This window comes from Nitrobacter sp. NHB1 (assembly GCF_036964665.1).
Classification (GTDB): domain Bacteria; phylum Pseudomonadota; class Alphaproteobacteria; order Rhizobiales; family Xanthobacteraceae; genus Nitrobacter.
Window position 1 is genome coordinate 2,099,212 of the sequence record NZ_JBAMDA010000001.1, and the last position, 24,589, is coordinate 2,123,800.

The 24,589-nt window shown below is 63.9% G+C and carries 24 protein-coding genes and 1 pseudogene; 16 read left to right on the forward strand and 9 right to left on the reverse strand.

The window, feature by feature from the left end; translation table 11 throughout:
* Positions 1 to 8: 8 nt before the first annotated feature.
* Complete coding sequence (locus V4R08_RS09770; RefSeq protein ID WP_335579176.1) at positions 9 to 659, reverse strand: J domain-containing protein; 651 nt, start codon at positions 657 to 659, stop codon at positions 9 to 11.
* Between the two features lie 111 nt (positions 660 to 770).
* Here V4R08_RS09770 and V4R08_RS09775 point away from each other — a divergent pair, with 111 nt between their 5' ends.
* The 3 genes from V4R08_RS09775 to V4R08_RS09785 all read left to right on the forward strand — a co-directional run bounded on the left by V4R08_RS09775 (position 771) and on the right by V4R08_RS09785 (position 2,750).
* The gene (locus V4R08_RS09775; protein WP_335580234.1) at positions 771 to 1,046 is read left to right on the forward strand and encodes a BolA family protein; all 276 of its coding nucleotides are present in this window, start codon (positions 771 to 773) and stop codon (positions 1,044 to 1,046) included.
* A 249-nt stretch (positions 1,047 to 1,295) separates the two neighbouring features.
* Entirely contained in the window at positions 1,296 to 2,429 is a 1,134-nt protein-coding gene (locus tag V4R08_RS09780) for a DUF2336 domain-containing protein (RefSeq protein WP_335579177.1), read from the forward strand.
* Between the two features lie 3 nt (positions 2,430 to 2,432).
* Positions 2,433 to 2,750, forward strand: coding sequence for a PilZ domain-containing protein (locus V4R08_RS09785; protein WP_335579178.1), 318 nt, complete (start codon positions 2,433 to 2,435; stop codon positions 2,748 to 2,750).
* A 66-nt stretch (positions 2,751 to 2,816) separates the two neighbouring features.
* Here V4R08_RS09785 and V4R08_RS09790 read toward each other — a convergent pair whose 3' ends face one another.
* From V4R08_RS09790 to V4R08_RS09800, 3 genes are read right to left on the reverse strand one after another with little or no spacing between them, the layout of a single operon-like run.
* Entirely contained in the window at positions 2,817 to 4,169 is a 1,353-nt protein-coding gene (locus V4R08_RS09790) for a hemolysin family protein (protein WP_335579179.1), read from the reverse strand.
* Between the two features lie 49 nt (positions 4,170 to 4,218).
* Positions 4,219 to 5,370, reverse strand: coding sequence for a 3-dehydroquinate synthase (gene aroB / locus V4R08_RS09795; RefSeq protein ID WP_335579180.1), 1,152 nt, complete (start codon positions 5,368 to 5,370; stop codon positions 4,219 to 4,221).
* The gene (locus V4R08_RS09800; RefSeq protein ID WP_335579181.1) at positions 5,367 to 6,041 is read right to left on the reverse strand and encodes a shikimate kinase; all 675 of its coding nucleotides are present in this window, start codon (positions 6,039 to 6,041) and stop codon (positions 5,367 to 5,369) included. The genes aroB and V4R08_RS09800 overlap by 4 nt, the downstream gene beginning before the upstream one ends.
* 149 nt (positions 6,042 to 6,190) lie before the next feature.
* On the opposite strand from V4R08_RS09800, the gene V4R08_RS09805 reads away from it, so the two are divergent.
* The 4 genes from V4R08_RS09805 to V4R08_RS09820 all read left to right on the forward strand — a co-directional run bounded on the left by V4R08_RS09805 (position 6,191) and on the right by V4R08_RS09820 (position 10,389).
* Positions 6,191 to 6,337: a histidine kinase gene (locus tag V4R08_RS09805; protein ID WP_335579182.1), complete on the forward strand. Its 147-nt coding sequence runs from the start codon at positions 6,191 to 6,193 to the stop codon at positions 6,335 to 6,337.
* Positions 6,338 to 6,545: 208 nt separating this feature from the next.
* Positions 6,546 to 7,505, forward strand: coding sequence for a site-specific tyrosine recombinase XerD (gene xerD, locus V4R08_RS09810; RefSeq protein WP_335579183.1), 960 nt, complete (start codon positions 6,546 to 6,548; stop codon positions 7,503 to 7,505).
* Between the two features lie 211 nt (positions 7,506 to 7,716).
* Positions 7,717 to 8,679: an acetyl-CoA carboxylase carboxyltransferase subunit alpha gene (locus tag V4R08_RS09815; protein WP_335579184.1), complete on the forward strand. Its 963-nt coding sequence runs from the start codon at positions 7,717 to 7,719 to the stop codon at positions 8,677 to 8,679.
* A gap of 258 nt (positions 8,680 to 8,937) precedes the next feature.
* Positions 8,938 to 10,389 (forward strand): L,D-transpeptidase family protein, encoded by a 1,452-nt coding sequence (locus V4R08_RS09820; protein WP_335579185.1) that lies wholly within the window; start codon positions 8,938 to 8,940, stop codon positions 10,387 to 10,389.
* Positions 10,390 to 10,602: 213 nt separating this feature from the next.
* On the opposite strand, the gene secA is transcribed toward V4R08_RS09820, so the two are convergent.
* Positions 10,603 to 13,458 (reverse strand): preprotein translocase subunit SecA, encoded by a 2,856-nt coding sequence (gene secA, locus V4R08_RS09825; RefSeq protein WP_335579186.1) that lies wholly within the window; start codon positions 13,456 to 13,458, stop codon positions 10,603 to 10,605.
* 414 nt (positions 13,459 to 13,872) lie between these two features.
* Here secA and V4R08_RS09830 point away from each other — a divergent pair, with 414 nt between their 5' ends.
* The 3 genes from V4R08_RS09830 (at position 13,873) to mutT (ending at position 16,719) form a co-directional block, all read left to right on the forward strand.
* Positions 13,873 to 14,799 carry a peptidylprolyl isomerase gene (locus tag V4R08_RS09830; RefSeq protein ID WP_335579187.1) on the forward strand — a complete coding sequence of 309 codons (927 nt, stop codon included), beginning with the start codon at positions 13,873 to 13,875 and terminating at the stop codon, positions 14,797 to 14,799.
* A gap of 89 nt (positions 14,800 to 14,888) precedes the next feature.
* Positions 14,889 to 16,130: a bifunctional glutamate N-acetyltransferase/amino-acid acetyltransferase ArgJ gene (gene argJ / locus V4R08_RS09835; RefSeq protein WP_335579188.1), complete on the forward strand. Its 1,242-nt coding sequence runs from the start codon at positions 14,889 to 14,891 to the stop codon at positions 16,128 to 16,130.
* A 187-nt stretch (positions 16,131 to 16,317) separates the two neighbouring features.
* The gene (gene mutT, locus V4R08_RS09840; RefSeq protein WP_335579189.1) at positions 16,318 to 16,719 is read left to right on the forward strand and encodes an 8-oxo-dGTP diphosphatase MutT; all 402 of its coding nucleotides are present in this window, start codon (positions 16,318 to 16,320) and stop codon (positions 16,717 to 16,719) included.
* A 121-nt stretch (positions 16,720 to 16,840) separates the two neighbouring features.
* On the opposite strand, the gene V4R08_RS09845 is transcribed toward mutT, so the two are convergent.
* Positions 16,841 to 17,689: a methyltransferase domain-containing protein gene (locus V4R08_RS09845; protein WP_335580235.1), complete on the reverse strand. Its 849-nt coding sequence runs from the start codon at positions 17,687 to 17,689 to the stop codon at positions 16,841 to 16,843.
* 245 nt (positions 17,690 to 17,934) lie between these two features.
* Between V4R08_RS09845 and V4R08_RS09850 the strand changes: the two genes are divergently transcribed.
* The 5 genes and pseudogenes from V4R08_RS09850 (at position 17,935) to V4R08_RS09870 (ending at position 20,803) form a co-directional block, all read left to right on the forward strand.
* Complete coding sequence (locus V4R08_RS09850) at positions 17,935 to 18,744, forward strand: ComF family protein (RefSeq protein ID WP_335579190.1); 810 nt, start codon at positions 17,935 to 17,937, stop codon at positions 18,742 to 18,744.
* 51 nt (positions 18,745 to 18,795) lie between these two features.
* Positions 18,796 to 19,677 (forward strand): carbon-nitrogen hydrolase family protein, encoded by an 882-nt coding sequence (locus tag V4R08_RS09855; RefSeq protein WP_335579191.1) that lies wholly within the window; start codon positions 18,796 to 18,798, stop codon positions 19,675 to 19,677.
* A pseudogene (locus V4R08_RS09860) lies at positions 19,674 to 19,865 on the forward strand (DUF1178 family protein); the annotation flags it as partial. The gene V4R08_RS09855 and the pseudogene V4R08_RS09860, both read left to right, overlap by 4 nt.
* Before the next feature lie 47 nt (positions 19,866 to 19,912).
* Positions 19,913 to 20,356 (forward strand): DUF1178 family protein, encoded by a 444-nt coding sequence (locus tag V4R08_RS09865; protein ID WP_335579192.1) that lies wholly within the window; start codon positions 19,913 to 19,915, stop codon positions 20,354 to 20,356.
* 6 nt (positions 20,357 to 20,362) lie between these two features.
* Positions 20,363 to 20,803 carry an EamA family transporter gene (locus tag V4R08_RS09870; protein ID WP_335579193.1) on the forward strand — a complete coding sequence of 147 codons (441 nt, stop codon included), beginning with the start codon at positions 20,363 to 20,365 and terminating at the stop codon, positions 20,801 to 20,803.
* A 102-nt stretch (positions 20,804 to 20,905) separates the two neighbouring features.
* On the opposite strand, the gene V4R08_RS09875 is transcribed toward V4R08_RS09870, so the two are convergent.
* Genes V4R08_RS09875 through V4R08_RS09885 form a run of 3 tightly spaced genes read right to left on the reverse strand, consistent with a single transcriptional unit; the run spans position 20,906 to position 23,109 of the window.
* Positions 20,906 to 21,805 (reverse strand): EamA family transporter, encoded by a 900-nt coding sequence (locus tag V4R08_RS09875; RefSeq protein ID WP_335579194.1) that lies wholly within the window; start codon positions 21,803 to 21,805, stop codon positions 20,906 to 20,908.
* 47 nt (positions 21,806 to 21,852) lie between these two features.
* On the reverse strand, positions 21,853 to 22,626 hold the full coding sequence (ubiG, locus tag V4R08_RS09880; protein ID WP_335579195.1) for a bifunctional 2-polyprenyl-6-hydroxyphenol methylase/3-demethylubiquinol 3-O-methyltransferase UbiG: 774 nt from the start codon (positions 22,624 to 22,626) through the stop codon (positions 21,853 to 21,855).
* Positions 22,627 to 22,641: 15 nt separating this feature from the next.
* The gene (locus V4R08_RS09885; RefSeq protein WP_335579196.1) at positions 22,642 to 23,109 is read right to left on the reverse strand and encodes a PH domain-containing protein; all 468 of its coding nucleotides are present in this window, start codon (positions 23,107 to 23,109) and stop codon (positions 22,642 to 22,644) included.
* Positions 23,110 to 23,312: 203 nt separating this feature from the next.
* Here V4R08_RS09885 and V4R08_RS09890 point away from each other — a divergent pair, with 203 nt between their 5' ends.
* Complete coding sequence (locus tag V4R08_RS09890) at positions 23,313 to 24,566, forward strand: aspartate kinase (protein ID WP_335579197.1); 1,254 nt, start codon at positions 23,313 to 23,315, stop codon at positions 24,564 to 24,566.
* The last annotated feature ends 23 nt before the right edge of the window (positions 24,567 to 24,589 follow it).

The following is a 24,589-nucleotide window of genomic DNA, read 5'->3' on the forward strand; positions in this document are numbered from 1 at the left end:
ATGCCGGCTCAGGCGCCGCGCACCACCGTCTTCAGGTAATTATACGCCTTGATGATCTCGATCAGGCGATCCTCCGTCGAGCGGTCGCCGCCGTTGGCATCGGGATGATGCTGCTTCACCAGCAGCTTGTATTTCGCCTTGACGGTTTCGAGCGTGGCGTCGACGCCGAGCCCCATCACCTGCAGCGCTTTACGCTCGGCATTGAAGATCTTGCGCGTCTCGGGTTTGGCTTCGGATCCCGACCCCGGACCGGGACGCCACTTTCCGCGCCCATTGAGTTCGCCGAACACGCTGAAGGGATCGGCCATGCCCTCGAGATCGATATCGCCGGACTTGCCTTTGCCCTTGGTGCCGTTGGCGCCCATCTTCCAGGTCGGGCGGTGACCGGTCAGCGCATCTTTCTGATAGCGCGCGACCGCGTCCGCGTTCATGCCCTGAAAGAAATTGTAGGACTGGTTGTAGGCGCGGACATGGTTCAGGCAAAAGTGGAAATACTCGCGCTCGTTGCCGCGGCCTTTCGGCGCGCGGTGCGATCCCTTGTTCTGACAGTCCGGCCACTCGCAGCCGACCGCTTCCTCGCGCACGCGCGGCTGCTTCGCACCGGCCCGGGTGGGCTTGATGCGGATACTGTCGAAGAATTTCGATGCATCGATCGGCATGACCATGTTTGACTACGCAATGCTCCACGCTTCAAGTCTTGACATCGCATTTATTCCGTTAGGCTTGCGCGCCATTGACGGACATGGACGATGGGCGTTAAGTCGCTCGCCATGAGCGTCAAGGATAGCATCACAAAGAAGCTAAGCGAAGCTTTCATGCCGGAGAGCCTCGACGTCGCCGATGAATCACATCTTCACGAGGGACACGCGGGCCATCGGCCAGGCGGCGGAACGCATTTCCGAATTAATATTGTATCGCGGGCGTTCGAAGGGAAGGGCCGGATCGATCGCCACCGCATGATCAATATGCTGCTGGCGGAGGAACTGGCGGGCAGCGTTCACGCGCTGGCGATCCGGGCGCTGACGCCGGGCGAACAGGGGCGCTGAACGCCGGGTGAGACGACCGCCCCCACCGGAGCCGGCGATCCATCGCCACGATGAGTTGCGCGTCATTCAAATCGCTGCGCGTCATTCAAGTCGGGGGCTGGAACTCTGGACCGTTGTAGAATTTCGATCGCTTTTATCGGATATTAACCGGCGTCTAAGAACATCGGAGTGAAATACCGCCGCCGTTACGGCAAAACGCGAACGCGATAATGCGTTATGCGCGTCCGGATTTGACTCGCTGGAATCATCATGTCCGAAACAGCCTCAACGGCGCTCATCGTGGAACTGGAAAGCGCGGTGAAGGGCGGCTCACCCGAGCGCCGGCTCCAGATGCTTCGCCAGGTTACCGACCTGTTCCTGTCCGACGCCGACCGGCTGAACGAAAACCAGATCAGCGTCTTCGATGACGTCCTCGTCCGGCTCACGGAGCAGATGGAGGCGCGCGCGCTGGAGCAACTCAGCACCACGCTTTCGGGCTCAAGTCTTGCTCCGAAGGAGACCGTCCGGCAGCTTGCGTATCATCAGGAAGTGTCCGTTGCGGCGCCGGTTCTGTCAAAGTCCGCCAGACTGTCCGAGGGCGACCTGATCGCGATCGCGAATCTGCGCGGACCGCAGCACCTGCTGGCGATTTCAAACCGGAACGCCTTAAGCGAGGGCGTGACCGACGTGCTGCTCAAGCGCGGCGACTCGCAGGTCTCCCACGCGCTGGCCAGGAATATGGGTGCCTGCTTTTCCGAATTCGGCTACGCCACCCTGGTCGAAAGCTCCGCAAAAGACGACGCGCTCGCCGAGAAGCTCGGACTGCGGATAGACCTTCCGATCAGGGTACTGCGCGAGCTTCTGTCCAGAGCCGGCGCGGCGGTTCGCAACCGCCTGCTCAAGGCCGCGCCGCCGGAGATGCGAGCGAAGATTCAGGAGGCGATCCGCTCGATCGTGGAACAGATTGCTTCCCCGGCTCTCGCGCCGACCGATTACACGGAATCGGAGGCGATGGTGTTTGCCCTGAACCGCGCGGGAAAGCTGGGCGATCAGACCATCAACCGCTTTGCGACCCAGGGCGAGTATACGCACATCATTGCCGCGCTCTCGCTGTTGACCTCGGTGAAAATCGAAGCGATCGAGCCGCTGATCGCCAATCCCCGCCCCGACGGATTGATCGTCGCCTGCAAGGCCTCCCGGCTGGACTGGTCGACGGCCAACATGATCCTGCGCAATCGCCCGCATTGCCGTCCCCTCACCAGGCAGGAACTCGAAGCTGGCCGGGAGGTGTTCGACGCACTCTCGCTGTCATCAGCGCAACGCACGATCCGGTTCTGGTCCGCGCGCGGCTCGGCGAGAAAAGCCGACGCTCCGGATACGGCAGTCGCCATTTCGGATATCTGAGCCATGGGCTGGGGCAACCGAAAAGCGGATCGGGTGACGTTTGCCACCGGCTACTCCGTCCTGATGATGGGAATCGACGGAACATGGCAACGGCCCTGCACCCTGCTGGACATCTCGGACAGCGGCGCGCTGCTTCAGGTGAAGGATTCGATCGAAGGACTGAACCTCAAGGAATTCTTCCTGCTGCTATCCTCGACCGGCCTCGCTTTTCGTCGTTGCGAGCTCGTCCGTGTCAATGGCGACGAGATCGGCGTCAAATTCGTTGAGGACAAGGTTCCCGGCAAGAAGAAAAGCCGCGCGCTCGCCAGATCCGATTCGTGATGAGGTCGTGCCCCGCGATGCGACCACTCAATAGCCCGTTCTGATTCCATTAGAACAGCAAGCGCTCTAGAACGCCGTTCCGGCCCGCCTCGGCCTGTTCTCCATCGCCTCCGCTTCGCGTGGCACCGGCTGAATGCGCAGCGCGGTGATGCGGTTGCGCTCGCGCCGCAAAACCCTGAAGCGAAAACCGTGAAACGTAAAATTCTGACCGCGCTCGGGGATCGAGCGTGCCTCGTGAATCACGAGGCCCGCGATCGTGGTCGCCTCCTCGTCGGGAAGATGCCAGTCCATGGCGCGGTTGAGATCGCGGATCGGCACCGAGCCGTCCACCACCACCGATCCGTCGGCCTGCTGCCGAACACCGGCCACCACCACGTCGTGCTCGTCGGAGATGTCGCCGACGATCTCCTCCAGAACGTCTTCAAGCGTCACCATGCCCTCGACCTCGCCGTATTCGTCGACCACCAGCGCGAAGTGGGTCTTGCGGCGGCGAAACGCCTTGAGCTGATCGGAGACCGGGCGCATTTCCGGCACGAACCACGGTGGCAACGCGATCGCGCTGACGTCGATGCTCGCTATATCGCCTTTGGAGGCGTCGATCGCCCGCAACAGATCCTTGGCATGGAGCACGCCGACGATGTTTTCCGGCTTGTCGCGCCAGAGTGGAACGCGGGTGTATTCGCTGGCAAGCACCTCGCGCACCAGCTCCTCCGGCGGCAGGTCGGCATTGACCGTCACCATCGCCGTGCGGTGAACCATCACGTCCGACACCGCGAGATCGCCGAAGCGGAACACATTCTGGATGTATTCGGCCTCGCCGCTTTCGATTCCGCCGTACTCGGCGGATTCGCCGACCAGTCCTTCGATCTCCGCGCCGCTCAACACCTCATGCTGCGAGACTTCCTTGACGCGAAGCGCGCGCAGGATGGCGCGCGAGGCCGAATTGAGCAGCCAGTTCAGCGGATAGAACACGACATAGGACGCGTGGAGCGGATAGGCGATCCACTGCGACACCGGCTCCGGCTGGCGGATCGCCAGCGTCTTCGGTACCTGCTCGCCGATCACGATGTGCAGCGACGAGAACACAAGAAATCCCGTAAGGAACGAGATCAAATGCAGCGCTGATTGCGGCATACCGAGCGGCCGCAGCAGGGGATCGAGCAGCGCCGCCACCACCGGCTCGCCGACCCAGCCGAGGCCGAGCGAGGCCATGGTGATGCCGAGCTGGCAGCAGGCGAGATAGGCCTCGATGTTGCCCATGATGTCGCGCACCAGCCGCGCGCCGAACGCGCCACGCTCGACCATGGCCTTGACGCGAAAACCACGGCTCTTCACCAGCGCGAATTCGGAAGCAACGAAAAACGCATTGGCGGCAAGCAGCAGCACCGCGAGCAGTATCTGGAAGAGCGTCGAACTCATTGCGGTCCCATGACCATGTCAAACTAGAGCATGACCCCGAAAGCGGAAACTAGACCGGCGCGCCGGCGAGCTTGCGGGCCAGAAAATCGCGAACCGTGGCCGGCTCCACGTCGGTGGAGACCACCGCCTGACCTATCGCCTTCAGCAGGATGAAGGTCAGCCGGCCGCGCTTCACCTTCTTGTCCTGCGCCATCAGCGCCATCAGCCCGTCCGCGTCGGCCAGGCCTTCCTGCTTGAAGCCGGCGATGTCCTGCAGGCGCGTCGGCAGACCCGCCGCCGCCAGATGCCTTCGGATACGGGCCACGTCGGCCTCCGCGATCATGCCGAGTTGCGCCGAAAGCTCGGCGGCCAGCACCATGCCGATCGACACGCCCTCGCCGTGATAGAGGCGGTCGGAAAACCCGGTCGCGGTTTCCAGCGCGTGGCCAAAGGTATGGCCGAGATTGAGCAGCGCGCGCTCGCCGGTCTCGCGTTCGTCGCGGGCGACGATGGCGGCCTTGGCGCGGCAACTGGCGGCGACCGCGTGCTCGCGCGCCGCGCTGCCCTTGACGATGTCCGCATGGTTGGTTTCCAGCCACGCGAAGAACGCCTCGTCGCCGAGCAAGCCGTATTTGGCGACCTCGGCATAGCCGGCGCGGAACTGGCGCGACGACAGCGTATCCAGAACCGCGGTGTCCGCGACCACCAGGATCGGCTGATGAAAGGCGCCGACCAGGTTCTTGCCCTGCGGCGAATTGATGCCGGTCTTGCCGCCCACCGACGAATCCACCTGCGCCAGCAGCGAGGTCGGCACCTGCACGAAATCCACGCCGCGGCGGACGATCGCGGCGGCAAAGCCCGCGAGGTCGCCGACCACGCCGCCGCCGAGCGCGACGACGAGATCGTTGCGCTCGATCCTGGCCTTGATCAGTTCCTCACAGACAAACTCGATGCCCTCGTAGCTCTTCGAGACCTCCCCTTCGTCGACGACGATCCGCGAGGTTGCGATGCCGGCACCGAGCAGCGACGCCTCCGTCGCGCGCAGCCAATGGGTCGCAACATATTCGTCGGTGACAACAGCCACGCGCGCGCCGGGACGCAGCGCGGCGATCCGCTCGCCAAGCGACGGCAGGATGCCCCGGCCAATGACGATGTCGTAGGAACGGTCGCCGAGCGCGACATCGACCGTGACCGGGTCGGAATTTTTCAACGGAGCGCTCATCGCGTGGTGCCCAATCCTTTAGTGTCAAATCCCTCGTCAGGTCGTTCGTCGCGAGCCTCCGGCGGTTTCAACTCCGTCGTTCCGCCGCGACAAAGCCTGCGGTGAAGCAGGCCGATGCATTCATCGACGATTCGTTCATACGGCACGTCGCACGAGACAACCATGATATCCGCCAGTTGGTAGACGGGCTCGCGCTCGGCGATAAGACGCCCGATCGTCGCGGCGGGATCAGCCGTTTGCAGCAGCGGCCGATCGGCGCGGCGCCTGACCCGACGCAGGATCACCTCGGCGTCCGCCTTGAGCCAGATCGAGATCGCCCGCTCAGCGATGCGCGCGCGGGTCTCCTCGCGCAGCACGGCGCCGCCGCCGGTGGCGAGCACCATCGGACCATTGCCCAAGAGCCGCGCGATCACCCGCGCTTCGCCATCGCGGAAATGCGGCTCGCCGTGGGTTTCGAAAATTTCGGGAATCGACATTCCGGCAGCGCGTTCGATCTCGGCATCGGCGTCGACGAACCGCATCGCGAGGCGCGCCCCCAGACGCCGTCCGATTGTGGACTTTCCGGCCCCCATCATGCCGACGAGCACCAGCGAACGCCCGCCGAGCGCCGCGACGATTGCGGTCTCCGGCAATGTGCCCGCACTGGCCGGTGAAACGGTCTCTGACGTCAAAAGACACCTGTCGGAATGCGGTTGGCCCTTCCCGCCAGCTATACTACTCCCGTCGAGGGGGTTGCCAGAGACTCTTGCACCTGGCCTGCGAACATGTTGGTACTCGAAGCATTCGCCCCAAAGGTTAATATCGTGCCCCGGGACCGCAAATGCCTAGCCTTCTCCGCTTTCTGACTGTCGTCGCGGTGCTCGGCGCGATCGGCTACGGCGTGATTTTCGCGCTGGCGAATTTCGTCAACCCGACGCCGCGGGAAATGACGGTAACCGTCCACCCGGACAAATTTCTCAAGAAGTGAACTCCTGGTTCGTCATTCCGGGACGCGCGTCTTCGCGCGGGCCGAAATCCATAATCCCTGTCTATCGATATGCATTGATGCAGGGGTTATGGATTCCGGGCGCGCTCGCAAGCGGCTCGCGCCCACAGATGCGCCATTGCGCATCGGGAATGACGACTTGCGCTCATGATTAACCCGCTGGAACGGAAATCCAGCTTAACATCGCGGCATGAGCACTCGACCTTCATCCGACGCGAAGCTGATTAATCTGTTCCTCGACATGCTGGCGGCCGAGCAGGGCGCCGGCGACAACACGCTCGACGCCTACCGTCGCGACCTTGAGGACCTTTCGGCTTTCCTCACACGCGCGGGCCGGAATTTCGTCACCGCCTGCACCCAGACGCTGCGGGACTATCTCGGCGATCTCGACATCAGGGGCTTCAAGTCATCGAGCGTCGCTCGCCGTCTGTCGGCAATGCGCCACCTGTTTCGCTTCCTGCTGAGCGAACGCGTCAGAAACGACGATCCCGCGGCCATCCTGTCGGGTCCGAAACGCGGACGGAGCCTGCCGAAAGTGCTGTCGATACCGGACGTCGATCGCCTGCTGGCGCGCGCGAAGGCCGCGATCGATACGCCGGACGCCTCACCCGCCCGGCGATTGCGCGCCGCGCGACTGTATTGCCTGCTTGAAGTGCTCTACGCCACCGGCCTGCGCGTATCTGAACTGGTCTCGCTGCCGCTGTCGGCCGCGCGGCGCGATACACGCATGATCGTGGTACGCGGCAAGGGCAACAAGGAGCGGCTGGTGCCGCTGAACGATGCGTCGCGGCAGGCGATGGCCGATTATCTCGCCGCGATGGACCATCAGCGCGGTGCGGACACGGCCGCCGCAGCGCGGCCGAAGTGGCTGTTTCCGTCGTTCGGCGAAAGCGGCCACCTGACGCGCCAGCACTTTGCGCGCGAGCTGAAAGAGCTGGCGGCGGCGGCCGGGCTCGCGCCCCGGCTGGTCTCGCCGCACGTGCTGCGTCATGCCTTCGCAAGCCACCTGCTGCATAACGGCGCGGACCTGCGAATTGTGCAGACGCTGCTCGGCCACACCGACATCTCGACCACGCAAATCTACACGCACGTCGTGGAAGAGCGGCTGAAAAGCCTGGTGCGCGACCTGCACCCGCTAGCGGAGGCCTGATGACGCCGTCACAGCAGGCCCAATTCTTCTTCCAGTGGCTTCGGGCCGCCTTGACACCGGCGCGATCAGCCGCGAAAGAGCGCTGCGCCGTCCCGCCCGCGACCGACCCTAGTGCCCGCCGCCAGATCTCCTAAACACTTGAATTAAAGGTTTTTTTCCGTCCTCACCGATAGATTTCGCCCCCGAGCGTCTTCGCCCCTATATTGCTGGAATGCCGGACCCCATGCGCAGTTACCTCGATTTTGAAAAACCCGTCGCCGAACTCGATTCCAAGATCGACGAACTCCGTGCGCTCGCCGCCTCCGGCAGCGACATCGGCGAGGAGATTTCGAGCATCGGGGACAAGGCCGCGCAAGCACTGAAGGACCTCTATGCCAATCTGACGCCCTGGCAGAAAACCCAGGTAGCGCGGCACCCGCAGCGACCGCACTTCTCCGATTTCATCAAGGGGCTGATTACCGAGTTCACGCCGCTGGCGGGCGACCGCAAGTTCGGTGAGGACGAGGCGCTGATCGGTGGCTTCGGCCGCTTCCGCGGCGAAAGCATCTGCGTCATCGGCCAGGAAAAAGGCGCAACCACCGAGAGCCGGCTGAAGCACAATTTCGGGATGGCGCGACCGGAAGGTTACCGCAAGGCGGTCCGGCTGATGGAAATGGCCGATCGTTTCGACATTCCCGTGCTGTCGCTGATCGATTCCGCCGGAGCCTATCCCGGTATCGGCGCCGAAGAGCGTGGTCAGGCCGAGGCGATCGCTCGCTCGACCGATACTTGCCTGTCGCTCGGCGTCGCCAATGTCGCCGTCATCATCGGCGAGGGCGGCTCCGGCGGCGCGATCGCGATCGCGACCGCCAACCGCGTGCTGATGCTGGAACATGCGATCTATAGCGTGATCTCGCCGGAAGCGGCGTCGTCGATTCTCTGGCGGGACAGCAGCAAGGCGCAGGAAGCCGCGACCAACATGAAAATCACCGCGCAGGACCTGCTGCGGTTCGGCGTGATCGACGCCATCCTCAAGGAGCCGCCGGGGGGCGCCCATCGCGACCCGGCAGCGACCGTCGCGCTCACTGGCGGCGCCATCGCCGAGGCCTTCAACGACCTGCGCAATCTCGACCGCGACACGCTTCGCAAGCAGCGCCGCCAGAAATTCCTCGACATCGGGCGCAAACTGGGCTGAGACGCGCCGCATTTTTTCGGCGTCGCCGCAAAACAAGGCTTTTTCCGGGCTCCGGCCGACCCGCCCTAATTCAGCCCCGCGCGGACTATTTAACCTCCGTTCACCATCTCCGCCATGGACCCTGTCGTCCCGGCAGACCCGGCTTGCGGGGCCGCAGGCTTGAGGATAATATTTGATTCAATGGCTTGGGGCACGGACGCCATGGATTTGGGGTACAGGTTTGCCCGTTGCTTGCGGAGCGTTGCTTTGACCCGGCGCATGATCGTTCGCGCGGTCATGGCGTCGGCTGTGCTGGCGTGCGGCGCGCTTCTTGCCGGCTGCAACGGCAACGACGCTTCACTCGAGAGCAATGCCAAGGCCAACCAGCCCGTCCCGCCAAAGCTCGTCGCCGCCATGACCGCAAAGGACATGGAGCTGCAGTCGCCGATCCTGATCCGCCTGTTCAAGCAGGAAGCCGAGCTCGAGGTCTGGAAGCAGAACCGATCCGGCAAGTTCGCCTTGCTCAAGACCTACCCGATCTGCCGCTGGTCCGGCGATCTCGGCCCGAAGATGCGCGAGGGTGATCGCCAGGCGCCGGAAGGATTCTACAGCATCACGCCAGCGCAAATGAATCCGCGCTCCGCCTACTATCTCTCGTTCAATACCGGCTATCCCAACGCCTTCGACAAGTCGCTGGGACGCACCGGTTCCGAGCTGATGGTGCACGGCGACTGCTCCTCGCGCGGCTGCTATGCCATGACCGACGAGCAGATTGCGGAAATCTATGCGCTCGGCCGCGAGTCGTTCTTCGGCGGCCAGCACGCCTTCCAGTTTCAGGCCTATCCGTTCCACATGACGCCGGTGAATCTTGCGAAGCATCGCAACAATCCGAACATGCCGTTCTGGAAGATGATCAAGGAAGGCAACGATCACTTCGAGGTCACGCATCAGGCGCCGAAGGTCGAGTTCTGCGAGCACAAATACGTATTCGATCCGGCACCGCCGCCCGGCTCCACCAGGCCGTTGGAGTTCAATGCCTCGGCGGCGTGCCCGGCCTATGTGGTCCCCGACGACATCGCGAGCGCGGTGCGCGCGAAGCAACAACGGGACAACGCCGAGCTCGCCAGGCTGATCTCGAAGGGAACGCCGGTGGCCAGGCTCAACACCGGCATCGACGGCGGCATGAACCGCGTGTTCGCCGCCAAGCTTCCGGAGGGTCAGACGGGATTGTCGGATCCGGTCGAACCCGGTCTGAAAAACATGGCCTTCTCGCCGGCGCCAGGCACCATTCCGCCGACCGTCAATCCGCCGCGCACTTCGGCAACGGCAACGGTCGCGACCTCATTCGAACCGGAGGCCGACGTGACGAGGCCGGCGTCATCGCTGCTCGCTCCCTCCCCGCCAAACAACGTCTTCACCAACCTCGCCCGCAAGATCGGTTTCGGAGTCGCCGACACCACCGCCACCACCAGACAGCCTGCTCCGGCCAAGACGAAGATGGCCGCTCCGGCGCGCAGCGCTTCGCATCGCCGGGCCGTTGCGGCGAAGCACGCAACGCCCAGGAAGACGACCGAAACGGCGGCTGGCAAGGCAGCCAAGCCCGAGCACGTCGCGACCGCGCGGCCGCCGTCCAGGCCAACAATCGCCGCGGATGCGCCGACCTCCAATCCGGGTACGGCGCCGGTGGCGTCAACGGGTTCGTTCGACAGCCGCTTCTCGGCATTCCGGTAACCAATGCGGTCGTGCCCGCGAAAGCGGGCATCCCGTATTCCGAAGCACCGATAATAGACGCAGATATCGCGATGTACGTCATCATCCCATCATCCGCTTTCGCGGATGATGACGACATCCATATGGGGCTGGTGTCGACCCTCCCCACTCGGCGCAGCAATTGCTTTGCTCAGGGGAGCCCGTTCGCTTAGGGGAGCCCGCCCGCCCTCAGGCTTAGCGACCGTGGCAATGCTTGTACTTCTTGCCCGAGCCGCAGGGACAATCCTCGTTGCGGCCGACCTTGCCCCAACTCGCGGGATTGCCCGGATCGCGGCTGGAACGATCCGCATTCACCACCGGCGCCAGCGAGGCCTGGGCAAAGTTGCCTTGAGCAAACGCCATCTCGTCCTCGCCGGTATGGGGATCGAGCTTGTGAGCTTCCATCGCGGGCAGCACCGGCTGCTCCTCCTCGGGCGGCACAATCTCCACGCGCATCAGTTGCCCCGTCACCGCCTCGCGCAGATGGGCAATCAAGGCCTCGAACAGAGAGAAGGCTTCCGACTTGTATTCCTGCAGCGGATCGCGCTGGCCGTAGCCGCGCAAACCGATGACCTGGCGCAGATGATCGAGCATCACCAGATGCTCGCGCCAGAGATGATCGAGGGTCTGCAGCAGGATGGTCTTCTCGACGTAGCGCATGACGTCGGGACCCCATTGCCCGACCTTGGCCGCCATATGCTCGTCGACGCGGCTCTCGATACGCGACAGCAATTCCTCGTCGGCGATGCCCTCTTCCGCGGCCCATTCGTCGACCGGCAAGTCGATGTCGAGCACGCGCTTCAACTCTTCTTTCAGGCCGGCGACGTCCCATTGCTCGGCATACTGGTTTTCCGGAACGTGCTTGGCGACGAGGTCGTCGACGAACGCATGGCGCATGTCGGCGATGGTTTCCGCGACGCTTTCGCTCTTCATCAGATCGACCCGCTGATCGAAGATCACCTTGCGCTGATCGTTCTGCACGTCGTCGTATTTCAGCAAGTTCTTGCGGATGTCGAAGTTGCGCGCCTCGACCTTTTGCTGCGCTTTCTCCAACGCCTTGTTGATCCAGGGATGGGTGATCGCCTCGCCTTCCTTGAGGCCAAGCCGCTGCAGCATGGTGTCGAGCCGGTCCGAACCGAAGATCCGCATCAGATCGTCTTCCAGCGACAGGAAGAATTTCGAGCGGCCCGGATCGCCCTGGCGGCCGGAGCGGCCGCGCAACTGGTTGTCGATGCGGCGCGACTCGTGGCGTTCGGAGCCGATGATGTAAAGGCCGCCGGGCCTGGTCACGGTCTTGGCCGGCTTCGAGCCCTTGGCCGGCTCGACCTCGACGACGTCCTCGGCCTTGAGCACCATTTCGCGGAAGCGTTCGATATCAGCCTTGATTTCCGCGATCTTCGCGTCCTTCGCGGCCTCGTCGGCGAGATCGGCGGTCTCAAACTGGGCACGCATCTCCAGCGAGCCGCCGAGCTTGATGTCGGTGCCGCGGCCGGCCATGTTGGTCGCGATGGTGATCGCGCCGGGCACACCGGCCTCGGCGACGATATAGGCTTCCTGCTCGTGGAAGCGGGCGTTCAACACCGCGAACAGCTTCGCCGGCTTGCCGGCGCGGGCCGCCGCGTACAGCTTCCGCATCGACTTGGGATCGCCGAAGTCGATCAGCTTGTAGCCGTTCTTCTTCAGATAGTCGGCGAGCACTTCCGATTTCTCGATCGAGGCGGTACCGACCAGCACCGGCTGCATCCGGGCGTTGGCGCGCTCGACCTCGGCCAGGATCGCGGCGTACTTCTCGTTCTGGGTACGGTAGACCTCGTCGTCCTCGTCGAGGCGCGCGATCGGCAGGTTGGTCGGGATTTCGACGACCTCGAGCTTGTAGATGTCGGCCAGTTCGTCGGCTTCGGTCAGCGCCGTGCCGGTCATGCCGGCGAGCTTCTTGTACATACGGAAGTAGTTCTGGAAGGTGATCGAGGCGAGCGTCTGGTTCTCCGGCTGGACCGAGACGTGTTCCTTGGCTTCGAGCGCCTGATGCAAGCCTTCCGAATAGCGGCGGCCCTGCATCATGCGGCCGGTGAATTCGTCGATGATGACGACCTCGTCATCGCGGACGATGTAGTCCTTGTCGCGCGTGAACAGCGAGTGCGCGCGCAGCGCCTGGTTGACGTGGTGGACCACCGAGACGTTTTCGATATCGTAAAGCGAGTCGCTCTTGAGCTGGCCGGCGTCGCGCAGCAGCGTCTCGATCTTCTCCATGCCGGCTTCGGTCAGCGCAACCGTGCGCTGTTTTTCGTCGACCTCGTAGTCGGCCAGCTTCTCGAGGTTCGGCATGAAGGTGTCGATGGTGTTGTAGAATTCCGAGCGGTCGTCGAGCGGGCCGGAAATGATCAGCGGCGTCCGCGCCTCGTCGATCAGAATCGAGTCGACCTCGTCGACGATGGCGAAGAAGTGCTCGCGCTGGACCATGTCCTCCAGCCGGTACTTCATGTTGTCGCGCAGATAGTCGAAGCCGTATTCGTTATTGGTGCCGTAGGTGATGTCGCAGGCGTAGGCCGCCTTGCGCTCGACATCGTCGAGGCCGTGGACGATCACGCCGGCGGTCAGCCCGAGGAAGGAGTAGATCTGCCCCATCCAGCCGGCATCGCGGCTGGCGAGATAGTCGTTGACGGTGACGACGTGGACGCCATTGCCGGCGAGCGCGTTGAGATAGACCGCAAGCGTCGCGACCAGCGTCTTGCCTTCGCCGGTCTTCATCTCGGCGATGTCGCCCTCGTGCAGCACCATGCCGCCGATCAACTGCACGTCGAAGTGGCGCTGGCCGAGGGTTCGCTTGGCCGCCTCCCGTACCGTCGCAAAGGCGGGAACCAGGATGTCGTCGAGGGTCTTGCCGTTGGCGAGTTGCTGCCTGAACTCGGCGGTGCGCGCCCGCAGCGCCTCGTCGGACAGCGCGGCGACCTCGGGTTCGAGCGCATTGATGGCATTGACGCGGGACTGATATCCCTTGACCCGCCGATCGTTGGCGGAACCGAAAAACTTGCGGGCAAGCGCGCCGATCATGCCAAATTCCTGTCTTCACGGTTCGGCGTTGCAGCCATGTGGTGGTCTCCCCGGCCGCCCATCAACTCAACTCATCGTGACGCATCAGGGCTGGGTGACGCATCAGGGCTGTCAAAGTCCCGGAAGCCGAGCATCCGCGTCATGGGTTGGGTTTCGGCGACCCGGGGTTCAATCGCAAAAGCACAGCCAAAACCCGCCTTTGCTGCCGGCCCGGTCCGGCAGAGATATGGCCCACCCCGTGGGTTGTCAACGGTCGCCGGACTGCCGATCCCAAGCGTCCGCGGCGGAAACCGCAGCCGCCTACCTGTCAGGGAATTCATGATTTTGACAGAGTTTTCGCGTTGCCAAGGCCGGATGATTGAGCGAGTGTCCGCCGTCCCAAAAACCCCTCCTCCTGGAGATCAAGGACTTCCCATGACCACCTCATTGCCCGCAACGAAACACAGCCTGCGCGTTCGCCTGGCCTTGTCTGCCCTCGGCGGCTGCCTGGCCTTGACCCTGCTCGTCGGCACGCCGGTCCGCGCAGATGATTCGAATCGCGTGCTGGCAAAGGTTAACGGCTCCGAGATCCGCCAGAGCGACGTCAATGTCGCCGAAGAGGAATTGGGTCCGAGCCTTGCGCAGATGGACCCGTCGGCCAAGCAGGAGAACGTGCTGTCGTTCCTGATCGACATGAAGATCATCGCCAAGGCCGCCGAAGACAAGAAGCTCGAAAACAGCGAGGACTTCAAAAAACGGCTCGCCTTCGCCCGCGACCGTCTGCTGATGGACAAGCTGCTGGCGGCCGAAGGCAAGGCGGCGATCACCGACGAGGCCATGAAGGCGGTCTATGCGGACGCCTCCAAGCAGATCACCAGCGAAGAGGAAGTGCATGCCCGCCACATCCTGGTGCCTACCGAGGAAGAGGCCAAGAAGATCGAGGCCGAATTGAAGAAGGGCGCGGACTTCGCCGAACTCGCCAAGAAGGAGTCCAAGGATCCCGGCGCCTCCGACGGCGGCGACCTCGGCTTCTTCACCAAGGAACAGATGGTGCCGGAATTTTCCAAGGTCGCCTTCGCGCTGGAGCCCGGCAAGATTTCCGATCCGGTCAAGACCCAGTTCGGCTGGCACATCATCAAGGTCGAGGAGAAGCGCGCCCGCAAGGCTCCCACCTTCGATCAGGTGAAACCGCAAATCGAGCAGTTTGTGACGCGCAAGGCGCAGGCCGACTACGTCGCCAAGCTGCGCGAGACGGCCAAGGTCGAGCGCATGGACAAGCCGGCCGAACCGGCGAAGACCGGCGCGGACAAGACGAGCCCCGCCAAACCCGCCGATAGCAAGATTGCGCCGGCGAAGAAGTAAATCTGCGATTTCGTCATGCGCGGGCTTGACCCGCGCATCCATCTCATTCGATGGATTGCCGGATCAAGTCCGGCAATGACGAGAAAGCCATGTCCACCGCCATCTCACCCCTCGCCCCCACCGATGTCCCGGACATGCCCGCGATCGCAGGCGTTCGACTGGCGACCGCCGCCGCCGGCATCCGCTACAAGGGCCGCACCGATGTGCTGCTGGCGCTGCTGGACAAGGGCACGACGGTGGCCGGCGTGTTCACCAGATCCAAATGCCCGTCGGCGCCGGTCGAGTGGTGCCGCGCGCGGCTGAAAGGCGGGAGCGCGCGGGCGCTGGTGGTGAATTCCGGCAACGCCAACGCCTTCACCGGCAAGACCGGCCGCCAGGCCGTCAAACTGACCACCGACATCGCCGCCAAAGCGGCCGGTTGCAAGGTAACCGATATCTATCTCGCCTCGACCGGCGTGATCGGCGAACCGCTCGACGCCACCAGGTTCAACGGCGTGCTGGAGACGCTGGCGCGCGATGCCGCGCCCGACCGCTGGATGGACGCGGCGCGCGCCATCATGACCACCGACACCTTCCCGAAAGTCGCGACTGCGAAAGTGAAGCTCGGCAAGGCGACCGTCACCATCAACGGCATGGCCAAGGGCGCCGGCATGATCGCGCCCGACATGGCGACCATGCTGTCGTTCGTCTTCACCGACGCGCCGATTTCAGCGACCGCGTTGCAATCGCTGTTGAAGAGCGGCGTCGAGGACACCTTCAACGCCGTCACCATCGACAGCGATACTTCGACATCCGACACGCTGCTGGCGTTCGCGACTGGGGCCGCGGGCGCCCATGGCGCACCGAAAATCTCCCGCGCCAGCGATCCGCGCCTGAAAGCTTTTGTCAAAGCGTTTCAGGGCGTGCTGGCCGATCTCGCCGAGCAGGTGGCGCGCGACGGCGAGGGCGCGCGCAAGCTGGTCGAGATCATCGTCGAGGGCGCGACCTCGAAGCTGTCGGCGCGCAGGATCGCCAAGTCGATCGCCAATTCGCCGCTGGTGAAGACCGCGATCGCCGGCGAGGACGCCAACTGGGGCCGCGTGGTGATGGCGGTGGGCAAGGCCGGCGAGCCGGCCGATCGCGACAAGCTCTCCATCGCCTTCAACGGCATCCGCGTCGCGACCCGCGGCGCCCGCGATCCCTCCTATGACGAGGCGGAGGTTTCAATGGCGATGAAGAGCCCGACCATCCGGATCAAGGTGACGCTCGGCCTCGGCAAGGGCCGCGACCGCGTGCTGACCTGCGACCTCACCAAGGAGTATGTCGCCATCAACGGCGATTATCGGTCGTGATGGGACACACTCCGATGTATCGTCGCCCCTGCGAAAGCAGGGACCCATAGGCTGTGTCGTCTCGATTTGAGAACAGGACAAAGGCTCGGCGCGATCATCTGCGCCAGTGGTCATGGGTCCCTGCTTTCGCAGGGACGACAAATGAAGAGCCTTCCATTCTTGTTCGAGGGCTGGCTGGGGTGCCCGCATGAAACTCACCCTGGTCGTCGCCTGCGCCTTGATCGATGCCGACAACCGCGTGCTGATCGCGCAGCGGCCCGAAGGCAAGCAGCTTGCAGGGCTGTGGGAATTTCCCGGCGGCAAGTTCGAGCCCGGCGAGCGGCCGGAAGCGGCGCTGATCCGCGAGTTGCGCGAGGAACTCGGCATCGTGACGCAGGAGACCTGCCTCGCACCGCTGACCTTTGCAAGCCACGCCTATGAGAACTTCCATCTCCTGATGCCGCTCTACATCTGCCGGCGCTGGCAAGGCGATGTCACCGCGGAAGAGGGGCAGGCGCTAAAGTGGGTTCGCGCCAACAAGCTGCGCGATTATCCGATGCCGCCGGCGGACATCCCGCTGATCCCGCCGCTGATCGATCTGCTGATGTAAACCGTCATTGCGAGCTCGCGACAAATTGGCTCTTGCCAATTTTGCGCTGAGCGAAGCAATCCAGAGATTAAGAGTAAGAGATGGATTGCTTCGTCGCTATCGGTCCTCGCAATGACGAAAATTAGGACTTGCGTCCCTTCACCGCTTCTTCCAGGCTCGCCTTCGCCGAACCCGGCTGCAATGGCTTCTGCTGGCTCTCATGCGGCGCCCAGCCCGACAGCCAGACGATATCGAAGGTGGCGCGGATGCGGCCGTCGGGGTCGGCGAAGCGCTCGTGATAGATTTGCGCCATCCGCAGCAGCGTTGCCCGGCGCAAGGGCGTCCGCCGCCGCGCAATCAGGGCATTGGCCGCGCCCATGCGGCGCAGATCGTGCATCAGTGCGAAAGCATCGCCATAGCGCACCACGACGCGATCGACGTCCGTCACCGGCACCGCGAAGCCGGCGCGTTGCAGCAGCGCACCGGCGTCGCGGAGGTCGGCGAACGGCGCGACGCGCGGCGAGATGCCCCCCTCAAGCTCGGACTCGGCGGCAGCGAATGCCTGACGCAATTCGGTCAGCGTCTCGCCGCCAATGGTGGCTGCGAGCAGCAATCCGTCCGGCTTCAGCGCGCGACGAATCTGCGCCAGCACGCCCGGCAGATCGTTGACAAACTGGAATGCAAGCCCGGAGACGGCGAGATCGAGCGATTCCGGCGACAAACCCAAGGCATCGCTCTCGTCGACGGGAAGATCGACGCATACAAGCTCGGCGACCCGCGCCGCGAGCGCGCCGCGCACCTGATCGCCGGGCGTGCCGATATCCGCCGCGTGTTGAAACACCCGCAACACGGCCTGCAAGCGCTCCGCCATATCCTCCGCGACGCGGTCGAGCAGAAACGGCACCGCTCCCATTTTGGCGGCGCGGCGCTGACGCACGCGCAGCAGCGCGCGGTCGAACAGAACGGGCGGAGACGACGGGTTCGGAGCCATGCGGCTTGGTACGCCGATCTCCCCGCCACTGGCAATCGGAAGCATTCACCAACGATCGTCCCTGCGAACGCAGGGACCCATACGCCCCGGCCTTTGCGATTGCGGAAGGCGTTTGCCTCATTGCAAAGCCGAAAATCCTCGGTGTATGGGTCCCGGCGCATGCTCGCAAACGCTCGCTGGCCGGGACGACATGACGCGCAAGGTTTGCTTGAGCGCGGTTAAATCGCGCGCTAGCCTCCCGTCCCATGGACGCAGAGACCGCACCGTCACGTTCCATGGTCGGCCGCCTGCACGGTGCGCTGCGGCAATGTTTTGACGCGGCATCCCACGCGGCGCGAACGGCGCTCGACGTCGCGCTGCCGACACTCTGCGTCGGCTGCCGCGAACCGGTCGCGGGCGTTGGCGTCTGTGCGGATTGCTGGACCAAACTGTCGTTCATCGAACGGCCTTATTGTCCCCGTCTCGGCACCCCGTTTGTTTATGATCCCGGCTCCAACATGCTGTCGATGGAGGCGATCGCCAATCCCCCGGCCTATCAGCGTGCCCGCGCCGCGGTCCGCTATGACGACGTCGCCAAGGTACTGGTCCATGCGCTGAAGTATCAGGACCGCACCGATCTCGCGCCCGCGATGGGCCGCTGGATGGCGCGCGCGGGCACCGAATTGCTCGACGGCGCCGATGCTCTGATCCCGGTGCCGCTGCACTGGCAGCGCGGCTGGAGCCGCCGCTACAACCAGTCCGGGGCGCTGGCGCGCATCATCGCCGGACAATCCGGCGTTCCGATCGTGCCGGACGCGCTGCGGCGCATCCGCCCGACCCGGCAACAGGTCGGATTGTCGAAAAACGACCGCGCCCGCAACGTCCAGGGCGCGTTCAAGGTCGCGACTGAGCGCACCAGTCGGATCCAGGGCCGCCGGGTCGTCCTGATCGACGATGTCCTGACCTCGGGCGCGACGGTGGACGCCTGCGCGCGCGTCCTGCTGCGCGCCAAAGCCGCACAGGTGGACGTGCTGGTGTTCGCCCGGGTTGTCGACACCATGAAAGCTCCCATATAATTGAGGCTCGGACCCGAAGCCTTGTTCTTGCTCGCGGGCGAAAGGCAACACATGGACACCGAGACCACGTTCATCGCGGCGATGGTTCAGATGCGGGCCGGTCTCCTGCCGGAGCCAAATCTCGATCAGGGCGTAAGGCTGATCCGCGATGCGGCGGCACAGGGGGCTAGCTTCGTGCAGACCCCCGAAGTCAGCAACATGATGCAGACCAATCGCGTTGCATTGTTCGAGCATCTCCGGAGCGAGGACGATGACCGCTCGCTCGCCGGTTATCGCGATCTGGCGCGCGAATTGGGAATCCATCTCAACATCGGCTCGCTGGCATTGCAGGCCACGCCCGAGAAAGCCGTCAACCGCTCGTTCCTGATCGGGCCGTCCGGCGACATCCTCGCGCGCTACGACAAGATCCACATGTTCGATATCGATCTCGGAGGCGGCGAAAGCTATCGGGAGTCCGCCAACTACCAGCCGGGCGAGACCGCCGTGATAACGGACCTGCCCTGGGGCAGGCTCGGCATGACGATCTGCTACGACGTCCGCTTTCCGGCGCTGTACCGCGCGCTGGCCGAAGCCGGCGCATCGTTCCTTACGGTGCCCTCTGCCTTCACCAAAAAGACCGGCGAGGCGCATTGGCACACGCTGCTGCGCGCCCGCGCTATCGAGAACGGCTGCTTCGTGTTCGCCGCCGCCCAGGCCGGGCGACACGAGAACAACCGCGAAACGTTCGGCCATTCGCTGATCGTCGATCCCTGGGGCGCGGTGCTGGCCGAAGGCGGCGGCACCGAACCCGGCATCGTGCTGGCAACGATCGACCCGGCCAAAGTCGCGACCGCGCGCAAGACCGTACCCTCATTGCAGCACGGGCGACGCTTTTCCGTCGCCGATCATAAGTCGGCGAGCGATCATCTGCATCTTGTGCGAGGCTCGGCATGATCCGCTACAACCTGCGCTGCGAGCGCGGCCACACCTTCGAAAGCTGGTTCCAGAGTTCGTCGTCCTACGACTCGCAAGTCAAGCGAAAGCTCGTCACCTGCGCGGTCTGCGGCTCGGCAAAGGTCGAGAAGGCGATCATGGCGCCGCAGATCGCCGGCTCCAAAAAGCGCCGCACGCCGAGGCTCGCGGCCGCTCCCGCATTCATGATGGACGACCCTCCCGAGCGAGGTTCGGCATGATCCGCTACAACCTACGCTGCGACCGCGGCCACAGCTTCGAAAGCTGGTTCCAGAGTTCATCGGCCTACGATTCGCAGGTCAAGCGCAAGCTCGTCACCTGCGCGGTCTGCGGCTCGGCGAAGGTCGAGAAGGCGATCATGGCGCCGCAGATCGCCGGCTCCAAAAAGCGCGGCGGGCCTGTGCCTGCGGATTCGTCCACGCCGGCGACGATGGCGCAGGAGCGCGAGTTGCGCGCCGAGCTGAGGGAACTGCACGACCATCTCGTCAAGAACGCCGATAATGTCGGCGCACGGTTTCCCAACGAAGCCCGCAAAATGCATTATGGCGATATCGAGCATCGCCCGATCTACGGCGAAGCGTCGCCGGAGGAAGCGAAATCGCTGATCGAGGAAGGCGTCGAGGTCGGTTCGCTGCCGGTGCTGCGGGACGACCGGAACTGACTGGCGATGACGCCGGACACATTTCCGTCCTGGCTGTTCTGGGCGCTGCTGTCGGCAGCCTTCGCAGCGCTGACCGCCATCTTTGCCAAGGTCGGTGTCGAGGGCATCAATTCGGATCTCGCCACTTTCCTCCGCACCATCGTTGTCCTCGTCAGTCTCGGCCTGATCCTGTTGGCGACGGGACAGTTCAGCCATCCCGGCCCAATCCCGACCCGGAGCTGGATTTTTCTCGTGCTGTCGGGACTGGGCACCGGCGCGTCTTGGCTCTGCTATTTTCGTGCGCTCAAGCTCGGTCCGGCCACGCTGGTCGCGCCGATCGACAAGCTGAGCGTCGTGCTGGTGGCCTTGTTCGGCGTCGTCTTTCTTGGCGAGCGCCCGTCGCTGAATGGCTGGATTGGAATCGCCCTGATCGCAGCCGGCGCGGTCGTCATCGCTCTCAAACGCTAGAGCATTTCCCGGTGAAGTGGACACCGGCTCACCGTAAAGAAATGCGACCACTCAACAGTTTAGAGCGCCCGTTCTGATTCCATCAAAAGGTAAGCGCTTCGACTACACCGCCACCAACAATCCCACCCCAATCAGGATCAGCACGATGCCGCCGAGTTCATGGAACGAGAACGGCTGCTTGAACGAATAATACGACACCGCCTGCGCGAACAGCACCTCGACCAGCGCCAGCGTGCGGACGTCGGCGGCGGCGGTGAGCGCGAACGCCAGGAACCAGAATTGCGAGGCGAACGCGCCCAAAAAGCCCGCGACCATCGACGGCCGCCACAGGCCGAGAATCTTTTTCGGCACGTCCGGCGCGCGCAGCAGCAGATACGCCGTCAGCACGGCCGTCTGCACGAACAGCCCGAACACCAGCGTGTAGGACGCCGCGGTGACGAAGGATACGTCGGGCACGGCGATGATGGCGCCGCGAAAGCCGACCGCGGACAGGGCGAAGCCGGCGGCTGCGACCAGTCCCCGCGCCGTCGGCTTGAAATCGGCAAAGCCCTTGGCGCCGCCGGGCCGGAGCGCGGTGATGACGACGCCGGCGGTGGCGATCAGAATCGCGACCACTTTCAGCAAGGTGAGGTGGTCGCCGAGAAAAACAAATCCGAAGATCGCGGTCTGGATCGCTTCGGTCTTGAGATACGCCGTCGTCACCACGAACGAGCGGTCGTTCATCGCGAGCAGCATCAAGCCGGTGGCGACGATCTGTGTGAGCGCGCCGAGCAACAGCCACAGCCAGAAGGCAGCGACGGGCCACGGGACCGCGTCGCCGGTGAACACGATCACAAGCGCGAAAAAGATCAGCGCAAACGGGAAGCCGAACAGGAAGCGGATGTTGGTCGCGCCCCACGTACCCAGCGGTCCGGTCAGCGACCGCTGCATCGCGTTGCGCGCCACCTGTCCGAGCGCAGCCGTGACGGTGAAGGGTATCCAGAGCGAGGCGACGGTGAACATGAAAGGTGTCTCTTCACCCTTCTCTTAAGGGGAGGGTGAAGAAAATCTCACCCCACCGCCTCCGCCACCACCATGTAGTTGACGTCCATATCGGACGACAGGCTCCACTTGTCCGCGAACGGACTGTAGACCACGCCGCTCTGCTCGGTGATGCCGAGCCTGTTGCGCTCGAGGTGACGCGCGAGCTCATCGGGGGTGACGAACTTGTCCCACTGATGGGTGCCGCGCGGCAGCCAGCGCAGCACGTATTCCGCCGCAACGATGCCGAGCGCGAAGCTCTTCCAGTTGCGGTTGAGGGTGGAGGCCACCATCATGCCGCCCGGTTTCAACATCGCAGCGCAGCGGTCGAGGAACAGGCCGACATCGGCGACATGCTCCACCACCTCCATCGCGAGTATGATGTCAAAGCGCTCGCGCACATCCATGTCTTCCACGGTGGTGCAGCGATAGTCGATCGACAGATGGGCTTTCTCGGCATGGAGTTTCGCCGCGGCGATGTTGGTCGCGGAGGGGTCGACGCCGATCACCTGCGCGCCGAGCCGCGTGAACGGCTCGCACAGAAGGCCCGCGCCGCAGCCGATATCGAGCAGCCTCAGGTCCGCCAGGCAGTTCAGGCTGCGGGCGCTGCGCTCGAACTTTCGGCAGGCGGCGTCGCGGATGAACTGGAGCCGCAGCGGGTTGATTTTGTGCAGCGGCGCCATCTTGCCGTTGGGATCCCACCACTCCTGCGACAGTTTCGAAAACTTCGCGATCTCGGCGGGATCGACCGTCGATCCCGGAGCGGCTGAAGAATTCGCGGAAGGGTTGACTTGCATGGCCATGGTTGCGCGCGGCTCCTATCGCGCCGTGATGTGGCTGCGGAACGCCAGCGGCGAGGCGATGGTTCTGATCCTCTCAGCCCCTTCGCCGACCCCCCGCACCATCACGTCGCCGTAGTTGAGAATACGGCCGAGAATGCTCTGATTGACATCCACGCTCTCGACCTTGTCCAGGCTCATCTCGAAGGTCCGCCGTTTGATGAAGCCGGTCTTGTGCACGACCCGCAAATTGGTCACGTCGGTCTCGGTGGTCCAGCGGTGAAACCACGCCCCCAGCATCCGGTATAATGCCACAAGCGCCGCAATGACGGCCAGCGCCAGGCACAGCAGCATCGGCGTCTGGGTCACAAACATTCTCGATACCATGAGAAGAACGACCGCCCCAATCCAGGCAGCGATAGCCGGCAGATAGAAAATCCAGTGCACGTTGGTCGAATACAACACCTTCTCGCCCGGTTGCAGAATATCGTCGATATAACGCCCCATCGGCCTGCCTCACGCGCCTTCCCTGGATCATCCGGCCGCCCCTGGAACGGCTGGAAGCCGGGTTGCCTGCCCGCAACCGCGCCGGTATGTATACGCGCCTTCTCGCCCGTGCGCCCCGCTTTTCGCACGATATCCTATCCAGTTAGCCATTCTATTCAGGTGGCCTTTTCTATCCAGTTTGCCTTGGGAACTCACCATCCGTCATGAGCCGGCTTGTGATGAAATTCGGCGGCACCTCCGTTGCCAATCTCGACCGCATCCGCAACGTCGCGCGGCATGTCAAACGCGAGGTCGATGCCGGCCACGACGTCGCGGTGGTGGTGTCGGCGATGGCGGGCAAGACCAACGATCTGGTGGCATGGTGCAGAGACGCCTCGCCGATGCACGACGCGCGCGAATACGATGCCGTGGTGGCCTCCGGCGAGCAGATCACCTCGGGGCTTCTGGCCATCGCGCTGCAGGCGCTCGGCATTCAGGCGCGCTCCTGGCAGGGCTGGCAGATCCCGATTCGGACCAGCGATGCCCACGCCTCGGCGCGCATCCTCGGGATCGACGGCAATGAGCTTGTCAACCGCTTCACGGAGCGCAAGGAGGTTGCCGTGATCGCCGGATTTCAGGGCATCAACCCGCAGACCGGCCGCATCACCACGCTCGGCCGCGGCGGCTCCGATACCTCGGCGGTGGCGATCGCCGCCGCCATCCGCGCCGACCGCTGCGACATCTATACCGACGTCGACGGCGTCTACACCACCGATCCGCGCGTGGTTCCGAAAGCCCGCCGACTCGACAGGATCGCGTTCGAGGAAATGCTGGAGCTGGCGTCGCAGGGCGCCAAGGTGCTGCAGGTTCGTTCCGTGGAACTGGGCATGACCCAGAACATGCCGATTTTCGTCCGCTCCAGTTTCGACAAACCCGAGGACATCGACCCCCATGGCACACCGCCGGGTACGCTGATCTGCGGCGAGGAGGAAATCATGGAAAGCCACGTCGTCACCGGCATCGCCTTCTCCAAGGACGAGGCTCAGATCTCGCTGCGCCAGATCGAGGACAAGCCGGGGGTCGCCGCCTCGATCTTCGTCCCGCTCGCCGACGCCAATATCAATGTCGACATGATCGTGCAGAGCGTCTCCGAGGACGGCAAGACCACCGACCTGACGTTCACGGTGCCGGCGGCCGACTATGCCCGCGCCAGGGAGACCATCACCCGCGCCAAAGACAAGATCGGCTATGCGCGTCTCGACAGCGCCACCGATCTTGCAAAGATCTCGGTGATCGGCTCGGGTATGCGCAGCCACGCCGGCGTCGCGGCGCAGGCGTTCAAGGCGCTGTCGGAGAAGAGTATCAACATCCGCGCCATCACCACCTCCGAGATCAAGTTCTCGCTGCTGATCGACACCGCTTATACCGAACTCGCTGTGCGCACCCTGCACACGCTGTACGGACTCGATCACACCTGAGGGGATGCAGCGTCGATCATCCT